Annotated in this window: 11 protein-coding genes; 9 read left to right on the forward strand and 2 right to left on the reverse strand. The window is 64.2% G+C overall.

Going from position 1 to position 12,675, the window contains the following annotated elements:
- The first annotated feature begins 184 nt into the window (after nt 1-184).
- From Q0X68_RS12020 to Q0X68_RS12040, 5 genes are read left to right on the forward strand one after another with little or no spacing between them, the layout of a single operon-like run.
- Entirely contained in the window at nt 185-1,681 is a 1,497-nt protein-coding gene (locus Q0X68_RS12020) for a class I adenylate-forming enzyme family protein (protein ID WP_297752150.1), read from the forward strand.
- A complete protein-coding gene (locus tag Q0X68_RS12025) occupies nt 1,678-2,481 on the forward strand; it encodes an ABC transporter permease (protein WP_297752152.1) in 804 nt (267 codons plus the stop codon). Before Q0X68_RS12020 ends, Q0X68_RS12025 begins: the two co-directional genes overlap by 4 nt.
- On the forward strand, nt 2,478-3,248 hold the full coding sequence (locus Q0X68_RS12030; protein ID WP_297752155.1) for an ABC transporter permease: 771 nt from the start codon (nt 2,478-2,480) through the stop codon (nt 3,246-3,248). Before Q0X68_RS12025 ends, Q0X68_RS12030 begins: the two co-directional genes overlap by 4 nt.
- Nucleotide 3,249: 1 nt before the next feature.
- Nucleotides 3,250-4,059, forward strand: coding sequence for an ABC transporter ATP-binding protein (locus Q0X68_RS12035; RefSeq protein ID WP_108871745.1), 810 nt, complete (start codon nt 3,250-3,252; stop codon nt 4,057-4,059).
- Between the two features lie 11 nt (nt 4,060-4,070).
- Nucleotides 4,071-5,045 (forward strand): ABC transporter substrate-binding protein, encoded by a 975-nt coding sequence (locus tag Q0X68_RS12040; protein ID WP_297752158.1) that lies wholly within the window; start codon nt 4,071-4,073, stop codon nt 5,043-5,045.
- Between the two features lie 9 nt (nt 5,046-5,054).
- Here Q0X68_RS12040 and Q0X68_RS12045 read toward each other — a convergent pair whose 3' ends face one another.
- Complete coding sequence (locus Q0X68_RS12045; protein ID WP_297752161.1) at nt 5,055-6,734, reverse strand: DUF2207 domain-containing protein; 1,680 nt, start codon at nt 6,732-6,734, stop codon at nt 5,055-5,057.
- 111 nt (nt 6,735-6,845) lie between these two features.
- Between Q0X68_RS12045 and Q0X68_RS12050 the strand changes: the two genes are divergently transcribed.
- Entirely contained in the window at nt 6,846-8,096 is a 1,251-nt protein-coding gene (locus Q0X68_RS12050; protein ID WP_297752174.1) for a neutral zinc metallopeptidase, read from the forward strand.
- 58 nt (nt 8,097-8,154) lie between these two features.
- Here Q0X68_RS12050 and Q0X68_RS12055 read toward each other — a convergent pair whose 3' ends face one another.
- Entirely contained in the window at nt 8,155-8,634 is a 480-nt protein-coding gene (locus Q0X68_RS12055; protein ID WP_297752163.1) for a GNAT family N-acetyltransferase, read from the reverse strand.
- Between the two features lie 182 nt (nt 8,635-8,816).
- Between Q0X68_RS12055 and rpsO the strand changes: the two genes are divergently transcribed.
- From rpsO to dapB, 3 genes are all read left to right on the forward strand, one after another.
- Nucleotides 8,817-9,080 carry a 30S ribosomal protein S15 gene (gene rpsO, locus Q0X68_RS12060; protein ID WP_297752166.1) on the forward strand — a complete coding sequence of 88 codons (264 nt, stop codon included), beginning with the start codon at nt 8,817-8,819 and terminating at the stop codon, nt 9,078-9,080.
- Nucleotides 9,081-9,436: 356 nt separating this feature from the next.
- A complete protein-coding gene (locus tag Q0X68_RS12065) occupies nt 9,437-11,647 on the forward strand; it encodes a polyribonucleotide nucleotidyltransferase (protein ID WP_297752169.1) in 2,211 nt (736 codons plus the stop codon).
- 160 nt (nt 11,648-11,807) lie between these two features.
- Entirely contained in the window at nt 11,808-12,551 is a 744-nt protein-coding gene (gene dapB, locus Q0X68_RS12070) for a 4-hydroxy-tetrahydrodipicolinate reductase (protein WP_297752171.1), read from the forward strand.
- The last annotated feature ends 124 nt before the right edge of the window (nt 12,552-12,675 follow it).

Genomic DNA, 12,675 nt, shown 5'->3' on the forward strand with positions numbered 1-12,675 from the left:
TGACCCTCGCTCGCTGGAAGTGAACCAGTCAAGCGGCTAAATCGTAGTTGGCGCGTGTTTGTATCCGTTGTGGCATGAAAGTTTCGCAGATTGCCACGGCTTGGTCTGAGGTGCTCGACGCGAACGGCAAACAGCTCGCCATCGGACGCGGCACGTTCTTAGCTTCGGCAGCAGGGGTGGCGCCGTGATCGACGGGTACCCATTCACCAATCTGGGTGACGCCATCGCACTCGAGCTCCCCGATGCGGAAGCCATCACGTTTCGCGACGGCGACACGACGCAGCGCATCACTTTCGGGGAGTTCAACGATCAGGCAGACGCGGTGGCCAGCCAACTGCTTGCGCGAGGGCTCACGTCGGGGGAGCGCGTCGCCATCGTCGGGCGCAACTCGATCGAGTGGCTGACCGCCTTCTACGGCGTACTGCGGGCGGGGCTGGTGGCCGTGCCGCTCAGCTTCAAGTTTCCTCCCGAAGTGCTGCGCTATGCGCTCGAGAATTCGCAGAGCACGCTGGCCCTCGTCGACGACGCATCCCGGCTCGAGGCAGTGGGCGCGGAGACGCCGTCGCTGACCTTCGCTGAGGCCAGCGCAGCGCCCGGCGTGACCCCGCAACGGCACCATCGCGATGGCTCGGATGCGGCGATGATCCTGTACACCTCCGGGTCGACGGGGAAACCGAAGGGCGTGGTGCTTTCGCACGATTCGCACCTGTGGGTGCTGTCGCTGGGGCAGCACACCTTCGGAGATGCGACGGACGTTACCGCTATCGTCGCGGCTCCGCTCTACCACATGAATGCCCTAGCCAACGTGCAAGGAGCGCTGGCTGCAGGGCGGCGCGTGGTCATCGCCGACGGCTTTGATGCCCAAGAGTTTCTGCGCGTGGTCGCCGCAGAATCCGTGACGCGGCTCACCGGTGTTCCGCCCATGTTCGCGCTGCTCGTGCAGCAGCGTGCCCTCATCGAGGAGCTCGACCTCAGCTCGGTGCAAGAGGTGTACATGGGCTCCTCGCCCGCGTCGAACTCGCTGTTTACCCAGCTGCGCGAGGCCTTCCCCGGCGCTGCCATCATCTTCGGCTATGGCACGACGGAGTCTGGCCCCGTCGCGTTCACCCGGCATCCGCAACTTCCCACCCCCGACGGGTCCGTCGGCGTTGCGAATCCTGCCGTCGATGTGCGCCTTGTCGATCGGCAGGGACGGGAAGCCAGCCAGGGCGAGCTCGAGATCCGCACCGGGGCGCTGTTCACGGAGTATTTCCGCCGCCCCGACGTCGCTTCGCCCTTCACGCCTGACGGTTACTACCGCACGGGTGACGAGTTTCGTCGCGACGAGCATGGCTTCTACTTCTTCACAGGACGAGCGGACGACATGTTCACCTCCGGCGGTGAGAACGTGTATCCGCGCGCGGTGGAAGCAGCGCTCGAAGCGCACGACGCCGTCGCGGAAGCCGTCGTGGTTCCGGTGCCCGACGAGGTGAAGGGCAGCAAGCCCGTCGCGTTTGTTGTCGCGGCGCCGGGACATGTCGTCGATGAGGCGGCGTTGAAGGCTTGGTCGTTGACGAAGCTCGAACCCTACGCGCACCCGCGCCAGGTGTTCACGCTGGATGCGATGCCGCTGTCGCAGACCAATAAGGTCGACCGCAGCCTGCTCGCGCAGCGTGCCCGCGAGGAGGTGAGCAAGCCATGACTGCCGTTGCAGTATCGCCCCGCCGCGCGCTCCGACGCCCCCATGTGTGGCTGCCCATCGCCACCGTGGTCGCGCTCGTCGACCTGTGGGAGCTGGTGGTGCGCGTCGACCTGGTGCCACAACGGTATTCGCCACCGCCGACGGTCATCGTCGCCGAACTGGCGCAGATGCTCGGAGAGGCCGATCTGTGGATCGCCCTCGGCAATACCCTCACCGGGTGGGGGATCAGCCTGCTGATCTCCGTGGTGGCAGGCACCGCGCTGGGCCTGCTTCTCGGACGCGTTGCCGCGTTGTCGGCGCTGTTCAGCCTGATCATCGAGTTCCTGCGCCCGATCCCATCGATTGCCATGATCCCGCTCGCCATCCTCATTCTGGGCACGGCTCGCCCCACCGAGGTATTCCTCGCCACCTACGCCGGGTTCTTCCAGATGCTCGTCGCCGCAATCGGCGCGGCTGGGGTAGTAGATCCGGTCAGCGTGCAGACGGCCCGCAGCTTCGGGCTCTCGACATGGCAGCAAGTGCGGCACGTGCTGATCCCATCGATGCTGCCTCGCTTGGTGACGGGGATTCGCATCGCGAGCTCCACGGTGCTGATTTTCTGCATCACCGCTGAACTCGTCGCCGGGGTACCTGGTCTGGGCGCGCAGCTCGGTGCGGCCAGAAGCGTCGGGAACACCGCCCGCATGTACGCCTACGTCGTGGTGATTGGCCTCGTCGGTTACCTGCTCGCCGAGGCGCTGAAAGCGATCGAGACAAAAGCGCTGTTCTGGGACCCGTCGGTGAGGAGTGCACAGCGATGAAATCCATCAACCGCAATGTCCTCGCCGTGCTCGGCGCCGTCGTCGCGCTCGCCGTGTGGTTCCTGGCTACGGAGAATGCCGGGTCCATCTACTTCCCACCGCTCACCGAGGTGTTGGGGAGCGTGTGGGAGTACTGGTTCACCGGCGCCGGCCAGAAGCACCTTGTCTCGAGCCTCGCGAACCTCTTCGCAGGGCTCGGCATCGGAATCGTGCTCGGGTTCTTGCTCGGCATCGTCATCGGGCAGCAGCGCCTCGTGCGGATTGCGCTGACCCCCGCACTCGAGTTCGTCCGGGCAATTCCCGCAACTGCGCTGATCCCCTTCGCGATGGTGATTTTCGGCTTGGGGCCCAGCATGAAGATCTTCATCATCGCGCTGGGTACGTTCTTCCCTGTCCTGCTGAACGTCATCGACGGTGTGCGCGAGCTCCCAGAACAGTCGCGCGACACCGCCCGCAGCTTCGGCATCCGCGGGTGGCAGTACCAACGTCGAATCGTGATTCCGGCCGTCGTTCCGCGGCTCGTGGCAGGCATCCAGATCGCCATCCCACTGTCGTTGGTACTGGTGGTCACCAGCGAGATGACAGGCACGAACATCGGCATTGGTTTCGTGCTGATCGGGGCGCAACAATCCTTCAACCAGGTGTCGGTATGGGGCGCAATCGTGCTCCTCGGCATCCTCGGCATCCTTCTGAGCGGCGCATTCACCCTGGTCCAGCGCCGCATCCTCGCCTGGGACCGGGCACGCAACGCATTAGGAGATCACTGATATGGCGCTGCTTGAAATCCGCAATCTCTCGAAAACCTACGCACCCAGAAACCGACGAGGCACGGCCACACCGGTGCTCGACGGCATGGAGTTCGCCGTCGAAGAAGGGGAGTTCTTCACCATCGTCGGTCCCTCCGGCGCGGGAAAGACGACGCTGCTGCGCTGTATCTCGGGACTGTCGGAGCCGACGTCGGGCGAAGTATTGCTCGCTGGTAAGGCCATTGACGGGCCGCCTCGGCAGCTCGCCCCGGTCTTTCAAGACTACTCGCGCTCGCTGTATCCGTGGCTGACGGTGGCGAAGAACGTCGCCCTGCCGCTCGAGGCGGCGGGAGAATCGTCGACGGAGGTGGCGCGTCGAGTGGAGCAGGCGCTCACCCAAGTCGGACTCGCTGGCGAAGACGACAAGTACCCCTGGCAGCTGTCCGGCGGCATGCAACAACGCGTTGCCATCGCGCGGGCACTGGCCTATGAAGCGGAGCTCCTCGTCCTCGACGAGCCCTTCGCCGCCGTCGACGCCCAGACTCGCGCCGACCTGGAAGATCTGCTGCTACGCGTGCGCGACGAGACAGGCGCGACGTTCCTGTTTGTCACCCACGACGTCGACGAGGCGGTGTACCTGTCCGACCGGGTTGCCGTCGTCTCGAAGTCGCCTAGCCGAGTGGAGAAGATCGTCACCATCGACCTGCCGCGCGAACGCTCGCAGCTCGATACCAAGGCCATTCCCAGATTTGGAGAGCTCCGTGCGGAGATCTTCGCGACGATCCGCCACCTGGTCGTCGAACCACAACCCGAACCCGAATACATCATCTGATCGGAGTAACCATGCACAAGATTCGTCACGTCGTCACGGCTGCGCTCTCGGCGGCCCTCCTGATGGCTTCCGGTTGCTCCGGCGGCCCCGAGGTGAAGAAGGATGCCGACGGCAACGTCGAGCTCACTATCCAGCACATCACCACCTCCGACTCCGTGCCGCTCTACCTGGGCATCAAGCAGGGCTTTTTCGCCGACGAGGGGCTGAACGTGAAGGTAGAGATCGCGGAAAGCGGTTCCGCCATCATCCCGAGTGTCATCAACGGCGAATCGCCCATTGGCTACGCCAACGTGATTTCAGACCTCGCCGCGATCGATGAGGGCCTCGACGTCCGGTTCGTCGTCAACTGCTGCGGCACCGGCACTGACGTCAAGAAGGACACATCGAACATCTTCGTGCTCGAGGATTCCAAGATCCAAGGCCCGGAAGACCTTCCGGGCAAGCGCATCGCCGTCAACTCGCTGAAGAATCTCGGCGACGTCACCATTCCCGTCGCGTTGCAGAAGAAGGAGATCGACCCGAAGGACATCGAGTGGGTTCCCATGAACTACTCCGACATGGGCGCAGCGCTGGAACGCGGCGACGTGGATGCGATCTGGCAGGTCGACCCGTTCCGCACGCTCGCTCTGGATGCCGGATACCGGCCAATTCTCTCGAACTTCGTCGAGGCTATCCCGGACACGACGCTCGGCTACTACATCACCAGCGGGAAATTTGCCGACGCGAACCCCGAGGTACTGCAGAAGTTCCAGCGGGCCATGAGCAAGGCGAACGAATACGCCACTGAGCGCCCCGACGAGTTCCGCAAGCTCGCTGTCGAGAAGATCAAACTCGACCCCGCGGTGGCCGACAAGATCAACATCGCCGTCTTCAAACCAGGCCTCGATGTCGAATCGCTGAAGACGATGGGCGCACACGCCAAGGAGTTTGGCATCATCAAGGAGGAGCCCAACTACGACGAGCACGTGATCCAGCCCGAGGGCTGATACAGGCGGTTAGCGGCCGAAAAGATGGCCCTGGATCGACGCGATGAGAGCATCCAGCGACTGTGGCAGCTGTTGCAGGTGCCAATCGTCGGGGGCGTGGAACCAGCTGATCGCATCCGGATCTGGAGTGGTATCGCGATCGGCAGCCACCATCGCGTTGACCCAGCGCTCCTTGCCGCCCAGCACCACCGCATACGGCAGGAACTTGGAGATCTCCTGCAGTTCCCGTCCTGGCGGCATGACTTCGGTGCTCTGCTGGGCGAGCACGGCTGAGAACCCGTGCAGCCCGGCGAGGAGCGCCGCGCCCTTGGCCGAGCGACGGGGCATCTCTCCGGCGATGAAGAGCGCACCCACTCCGACCGCGACCACCGCAAGCCCGACGAGCCCCCAAGTGGTGAGCCAGGCGAGCAGGCCAGTGGCGATCAGGCCCACGATGAGCAAGGCGGCGCCGATGGTGCGCGAATCGGTGCGCGACGCGTCGGGGCGCTTCGCGAACCAGCCGCTCTCCACGACGTCGTCGTAGAGCGCATGCTGCAAGTCAGATACGCACGGACCGACGGCCTGCTGAATCTGGGAGACGAGCACGGGAGACCCGTCGGCGGGAGCGACCGCATCGAGCAAGATGCGCTCGTATTTACGCAGGCTGCTCGTGTCGTCGTTCATGCGCGTGAACGTCCAATCCATGCCGCCTGGCACCTGAAGCTGTTCGATGCGGAGGAAGCCGCGAACGGCGAGATCGAGAATGGTCGCGGTGACGTCGATGGGGTCGACGGACTCGTCCGCGACGGTGCCAATCTGGCCTGGGCGGATGTTCTCGCGCAACCGGAACTCGCTGACACCCTCAGCCACCGGATGGAACTCCCCGATGACAGTGGGTGCGGCGGTGGCCGCCTCGTCGCGACCCACGCGACGGTGCCACTGCCATAGTGCGACGGCACCCACCAGCAGCACCGCGAGAGACACCAAACCGGTGACGAAGGTGAGGGAGAACGCGCGGTCGAGTGTCCAGCGGGTGTGCACCGTCGCGGTGGACGCCACCTGGTTCGCGGGCTGACTTCCCGAGATCTTGATGGTCTGCCCTGGCTCAATCGGCCCGTCCTGGAAGCTGATCGGCACCGGCTTGTCGCGATCGATGTTCCAAGAGAAGCAGTTGTGCGGGGTGCTCGGATTGCCCGCAGCGCACTCAAAATCGGGTGGGATAGCGAGCAGCGCCACGCTGCCTTTCACATTCTGAACGCTCATGTTCAGCCCGCCGACCACCGGCCAGGAGAAATGACGCACATCCTCTTGCCCGGCGGGCGTCGACGTGGTTCCTGTGACGGTGTACGCAATCGTGATGGGCTTGCCGCCCGACTTGCTCGGATCCACCTTCACAGTGACAGCGTCGGAGTTTTCGTCGACGGTGTGCTCGAGCTGACTACCTTCCGCAGTGACAGCGACGCCTGAGACGTCGTAGAGGAACCTCCTCAAGTCGCCGAGGGGAGAGTGCTTGGGGATGCGCATCTGCAAGTCGCTGCCCATGGCATCACCGGTGAGCGTGCTCGTCACGGTGAGGGTGCCGTCGGCCTTCAACTCGGCGGAGACATCGAGTGCATCGACGCTGTTGTCGGCGCGTGCGGGCATGGCTAGCGTTGCGAGGGTGAAGAGGCCCAGAGAGATACTGAGCAGCAGGCGATAGATCTTCGACACGGTCACTCTTTCGTCGGGACTCGCACACTATTGCACACGGATGTGTCATCCGTGCCGGTCATTGCGTGAGCGAGCGGTGGTCCTCTCGTAGGTTACGGTTGTGGCGTGACTATGCCCCCCAATGCTCCCCGAAACGGGTTCGGTGCGTCGCCGTTCCACACCCCTCCCGGGCGCCAGGCGCCATCGTGGGCCAACCCCTACGCCCGCCAACCCGGTCAGCCAGGCCAGCCGTGGGGGGCGCCGTCGAATAATCCACCGTGGGGTGCGCCGTCGCAGGGGTGGCCCGCACCGCAGATGCAGCCGTCACCCCAGCAGCAGTTTGGGCAACCTCAACCGTTCCAGGCAGGGGGATTTGATCCGCGCTATCGGCCGGGTCCGCATCCCGGCGGGCCTCCCTTCGCGCCCGGTCAGTACCCGCCGGCCTACCCTTGGCCGCAGCCCAAGAAGAAGTCCGGAAGCCTCTGGTGGCTCGCGCTACCGGTCGTCGTGCTCGGCATGATGATGGGGTATTTCGTTCTGACCCAGTCCTCGAAGGGGCCAGGCACCACTGGAGGTGGCGGAACACCGGGCAACGACAACGAGGTTGTCTACGTCAATGAGGAGTACCAGGTCCCTGGTGCGGGGCAGGGGCCTTCCGAGGTGGTGGATCCGTACAACGACCCCGACTTGCTCGATCACAATGAGTTCTACCAGCAGAAGGTGCCAGAACCAGTGCGCTGCGATGCGCCCGACGTGTCTGACGTCCGCAATGTTGATGAACTGGAACAACGCCTTCAAGCTCTGTCTGAATGTCTCACGCGCACCTTTGGTCCGCCGCTCGAAGCCGCAGGGTATGAGCCGTATCAGCCGCGCGTCATGGTCTACGAAGGCAACGGCGGCAACAGCCCATGTGGTGAGCTGGAGCCCCGGAATGCGTTCTTCTGCGGAGCGAATCAGGGCATCTACTTCTCCGCCGATCTGGTGGATATCATCGGCGACGACCAGACCGTCTGGGACTACGTGATGGCGCACGAGTATGGGCACAACGTGCAGGGCCGCAACGGCATCCTGGTGCAGCGGCATTACTCGATGCGCGATGCCAAGAGTAAGTCACAGGCGTTCGAGTTGAACCGTCGCCTCGAGGTGCAGGCCGATTGCCTCGCCGCGTCGTTCATTCAGTCGACCACCGTCTCGCTGGGGTATGACGCAGGCGATTACCGCTCCGTGGTGAAGGCTGCGGAGTTCGTGGGCGATCCGCCGGATGCCGAGGAACCGCTCCACGGGGTGAGCGCATCGCGAGGGCTCTGGACGGAGCGAGGGCTGAAGGCATCGACGTACCAAGAGTGCAATACCTTCGTCGCGCCTTCTAGCGAAGTGAAGTAGCGCCGACGACCTCCGTCGCTCAGGCGGGTCGCTGGCGCAGCGCCTATCCGAGTGGTTGTTACGCGACGAGCGACTTCTTGTAGATGGCGTAGTACTCGGCGGGCTCGGTGGTGTCGTCCACCTGTGGCACCTCCGGATCCTCGACGATCAAGTGCTCACCGATGGGGGAGTAGCCGAGAGAGACATACAGCGGGATCGCCTTTTCGTTATTCGGATCGACGGCGAGGAACACCGCTTCGTGCCCGCGATTACGTGCTTCCTCTTCGAGCCACTGAGACAGCGCCCGCCCGGCTCCGCGGCGACGAGCCTGCGGGTACACCCACATATTCCGCAGCTCAGGTGCCCACTGGTAGTCCTCGGTGATGTCCAGCAGCGCAGTGCCGAGCGGCTCGTCATCGTCGAATGCGGCAGCGAAGAGCAGGGTTCCCTCGGCGGCCGCCTCGAAGTGAACATCGACGAGGTTTAGATCTGGGCGCGCCTGATGTTCGCGTAGCGCGGGAAGGTCGCGTTCCTCGACAAGGCGTACGACGATAGGCATGGCCTCTCCTCACAGTTGCTCGAACGATATGGTGTGAGCCTACCCGTCAAGGGCGCAGTTGGGGGAAGGAGCGTCCAAGTGGTAGCATCGCGGGGTTGCCGTTTGATCGGCCACGGCCCAAGAAGAGCTCCGACAGCACCCGCGACCGGAGCGCCGTGCAGCGAGCTGGAAGGAGCACCATTATGGACGCTGCGGAAAAGAAGAAGATTATCGAAGAGTACGCCACCAAGCCTGGTGACACCGGCTCGCCCGACGTGCAGATCGCGCTGCTCAGCAAGCGCATCTCGCACCTCACCGAGCACCTCAAGACCCACAAGGGCGACCACCACTCCCGTCGTGGTCTGATGCTGATGGTTGGTCAACGTCGTCGTCTGCTCAACTACGTCGCGAAGCAGGACATCGAGCACTACCGTGAGCTGATCGCTCGCCTCGGTCTGCGTCGCTGAGTCTTCGTAGGCGGATCGCTTCGAGCGAGCCGGAATAAGCAATGTGGGATTCCACCGTTTTTGGTGGAATCCCACATTCTTTTTTTGGGCGGGGTGCCGTCTGGCTGCAGGGGAGACGTCGGGTGGGTGTGTCGTCGGGCCGCCTTGGGCCGTCGAATACGGGGCATTTCGCATCGTGTCCGCTAGCATGGACGATGACAACCGCATAGATAGTCTCATCGCCGCCCAACCGGAGTGGCTCTGGTCCTCGGTAGTGGCCTTCGGGTGTGATTCCCCGCGGGCCTCGATCGAAGACCGGGTGCTCCACGGCGGTTCGTCATGTTTGGGCGGCACTAGGCGAAAGGACCCCTGCACCCATGGCAGGACTTGAATACACCGAAGCCGTGATCGATAACGGCTCGTACGGCAAACACGTCGTGCGCTTCGAATCGGGCCAGCTCGCGCAACAGGCCGACGGCTCCGCAGCCGTCTACATCGACGACGACACCATGCTGCTTGCCGCCACTTGCGCGCAGAAGACGCCGCGTGACGCCATCGATTTCTTCCCGCTCACCGTCGACATCGAAGAGCGCATGTACGCGGCTGGCAAGATCCCCGGCTCCTTCTTCCGACGCGAGGGCCGCCCCGGCGAGGCCGCCATCCTGGCCGCTCGCCTCATCGACCGCCCGCTGCGCCCCGCGTTCGTCAAGGGTCTGCGCAACGAAGTGCAGGTCATTGTCACCGTCATGGCGCTGAACCCCGACGTGTACTACGACGTCGTCGCCATCAACGCCGCATCCATGGCCACCCAGCTGGCTGGCCTGCCGTTCTCCGGCCCCATCGGCGGTGTCCGCGTCGCACTCATCGACGACACCTGGGTGTGTTTCCCCACCGTCGAGCAGGTGCAGAAGTCGACCTTCCAGATGGTGGTTGCCGGGCGCGTCCTCGACGACGGCGACGTCGCCATCATGATGGTGGAGGCTGGCGGCACCGACGCCACTTGGGAGCTCGTGCGCGGTGGCAAGACCGCCCCGACTGAGGAGGTCGTCGGGCAGGGCCTCGAGGCCGCAAAGCCGTTCATTAAGACGCTGTGCGACGCCCAGGCTGAACTCGCCGCCAAGCTGCCGAAGGAAACCTACGACTTCCCGGTCTTCCTCGACTACCAGGACGACGTGTACGCCGCCGTCGAGGAACTCGCGAAGGATCGCATTTCCGAGGCGATGACCATCCCGGGCAAGCAGGAGCGCGACGACGCCACGCACGCCATCCGCCAGGATGTGCAGGAGCAGCTCGCTGAGAAGTTTGAAGATCGCGAGAACGAGATCGCCGCTGCGCTGAAGGCCATCACGAAGAAGATCGTCCGTCACCGCACCCTCACCGAAGGCGTGCGTATCGACGGGCGCGGTGTCACCGATATTCGTGCGCTGTCCGCCGAGGTCGCCGTCGTGCCGCGCGTGCACGGCTCGGCGCTGTTCCAGCGCGGCGAGACGCAGATCCTCGGTGTGTCTACGCTGAACATGCTGGACATGGAGCAGAAGATCGACACGCTCTCGCCCGAGCACACCAAGCGCTACATGCACAACTACAACTTCCCGCCGTACTCCACGGGCGAGACGGGGCGCGTCGGCTCTCCGAAGCGTCGCGAGGTCGGCCACGGCGCGCTCGCCGAGCGCGCACTCGTGCCGGTCCTGCCCACGCGCGAGGAGTTCCCCTACGCCATCCGCCAGGTCTCCGAGGCGCTGGGCTCGAACGGCTCCACCTCGATGGGCTCGGTGTGTGCATCGACGATGTCGCTGCTGAACGCCGGTGTGCCGCTGCGCGCCGCCGTTGCGGGTATCGCCATGGGTCTCATGAGTGAGGAGCTCGACGGCGAGACGCACTACGTCGCGCTCACCGACATCCTTGGTGCGGAAGACGCCCTGGGTGACATGGACTTCAAGGTGGCCGGCACCCGCGACTTCGTCACCGCGCTCCAGCTGGACACGAAGCTCAACGGCATTCCGGCCAGCGAGCTGCAGAAGGCCTTGCTGCAGGCCCGCGACGCGCGTCACACGCTGCTCGACGTGATGGGCGAGGCCATCGATGTTCCGGACGAGATGAGCCCCTACGCGCCGCGTATCGTCGCGATCAAGGTGCCCGTCGACAAGATCGGTGAGGTCATCGGCCCGAAGGGCAAGATGATCAACCAGATCCAGGACGAGACTGGCGCCAACATCTCGATCGAAGACGACGGCACCGTGTACGTGGGCGCTGAGGACGGCGCAGCCGCCGACGCGGCCATCGCCCAGATCAACGCCATCGCCAACCCGCACATGCCGGAGAAGGGCGAGCGGTTCCTCGGTACCGTCGTGAAGACCACCACCTTCGGCGCGTTCGTGTCGCTGCTGCCTGGCAAGGACGGCCTGCTGCACATCTCGAAGCTGCGCGCGCTCGCCGGTGGCAAGCGTGTCGAGAACGTCGACGATGTGGTCAGCGTTGGCCAGAAGCTCCAGGTGGAGATCTCCGACATCGACGATCGCGGCAAGCTCTCGCTCGTGCCCGTCATCGAGGAAGAAGAGAAGCAGGAGGACAACTCCGAGGAGGAGTGAGTTCCGTTCATCCAAGTGATCACGGCCGGCCATTGCTCTTCGGGGCAAGGCCGGCCGTGGCGCGTTCGTGGGCGGTCGCATCCTTGGTGCGGACCCTGCTGGTAGAACTGAAGTAGTACGAAGCGATGGACTCGCCCGAACCATGCAGGAGGTAACCAGCATGAACGCAACTAAGGTTGGCGTCTTTGGCGTCAGCGGCAAGATGGGTAGCCAGGTGGTGACAGCCGTCGAGGAAGCCGAAGGCATGGTGTTCGCAGGCGGCTCCGATCTTGAGGCACCCCGAGAAGACATCAAGGATGCCCAGGTGGTCGTCGACTTCACCCATCCCGATGCGGTGATGGACAGCATTGAATGGGCACTTGAACGCGGCCTGGACATGGTGATCGGCACCACAGGCTTCGACGAGGACAGGCTGCAGCGTGTGCGCACGTTGTGCGACGAGCACCCCGACGTGGGCGTGCTCATCGCATCGAACTTCTCCATCGGGGCGAATTTGTTGATGCGGTTCTCGGAACTCGCGGCGAAGTACTACCCGTCGGTGGAGATTGTGGAGCTGCACCATCCCAACAAGGCCGACGCCCCGTCGGGCACAGCGACGACGACCGCGCAACGGATCGCTGCGGTGCGCGAGGAAGAACGCATGGACGCGGTGCCGGATGCGACGGTGCACGACGAGCTGGGTGCCCGTGGCGCGCAGGTCGAGGGGATTCACGTGCACGCGGTGCGCCTGCAGGGGCTCGTTGCGCACCAGGAGGTGCTCTTTGGTGCGGCCGGTGAGAGCCTCACCATCCGCCACGACTCCTTCGACAGAGCCTCGTTCATGCCCGGCGTGATTGTCGCAATCGAGCACGTGCGCACCCACAAGGGCCTCACCCTTGGGCTCTCCGACGTGTTGGGAATCTGACGCGTCTGAGTCAGCCACCCAGCCCCACTCACATAAGGAATGCTGGAACCCACCCAAAACGGTGGGTTCCAGCATTCTTTATCGACGACGCCCGAGCGCGCCGCAGATGATTGAGTAGCGCCCG

It is taken from the genome of uncultured Tessaracoccus sp. (assembly GCF_947286155.1).
Taxonomy (GTDB): domain Bacteria; phylum Actinomycetota; class Actinomycetes; order Propionibacteriales; family Propionibacteriaceae; genus Arachnia.

Bases quoted from the DNA above. Each gene is read 5' to 3' on its own strand.
- Q0X68_RS12025 (WP_297752152.1), top strand. From the start codon at position 1,678: ATGACTGCCGTTGCAGTATCGCCCCGCCGCGCGCTCCGACGCCCCCAT.
- Q0X68_RS12030 (WP_297752155.1), top strand. From the start codon at position 2,478: ATGAAATCCATCAACCGCAATGTCCTCGCCGTGCTCGGCGCCGTCGTC.
- Q0X68_RS12035 (WP_108871745.1), top strand. From the start codon at position 3,250: ATGGCGCTGCTTGAAATCCGCAATCTCTCGAAAACCTACGCACCCAGA.
- Q0X68_RS12040 (WP_297752158.1), top strand. From the start codon at position 4,071: ATGCACAAGATTCGTCACGTCGTCACGGCTGCGCTCTCGGCGGCCCTC.
- Q0X68_RS12050 (WP_297752174.1), top strand. From the start codon at position 6,846: ATGCCCCCCAATGCTCCCCGAAACGGGTTCGGTGCGTCGCCGTTCCAC.
- Q0X68_RS12055 (WP_297752163.1), bottom strand. From the start codon at position 8,634: ATGCCTATCGTCGTACGCCTTGTCGAGGAACGCGACCTTCCCGCGCTA.
- rpsO (WP_297752166.1), top strand. From the start codon at position 8,817: ATGGACGCTGCGGAAAAGAAGAAGATTATCGAAGAGTACGCCACCAAG.
- Q0X68_RS12065 (WP_297752169.1), top strand. From the start codon at position 9,437: ATGGCAGGACTTGAATACACCGAAGCCGTGATCGATAACGGCTCGTAC.
- dapB (WP_297752171.1), top strand. From the start codon at position 11,808: ATGAACGCAACTAAGGTTGGCGTCTTTGGCGTCAGCGGCAAGATGGGT.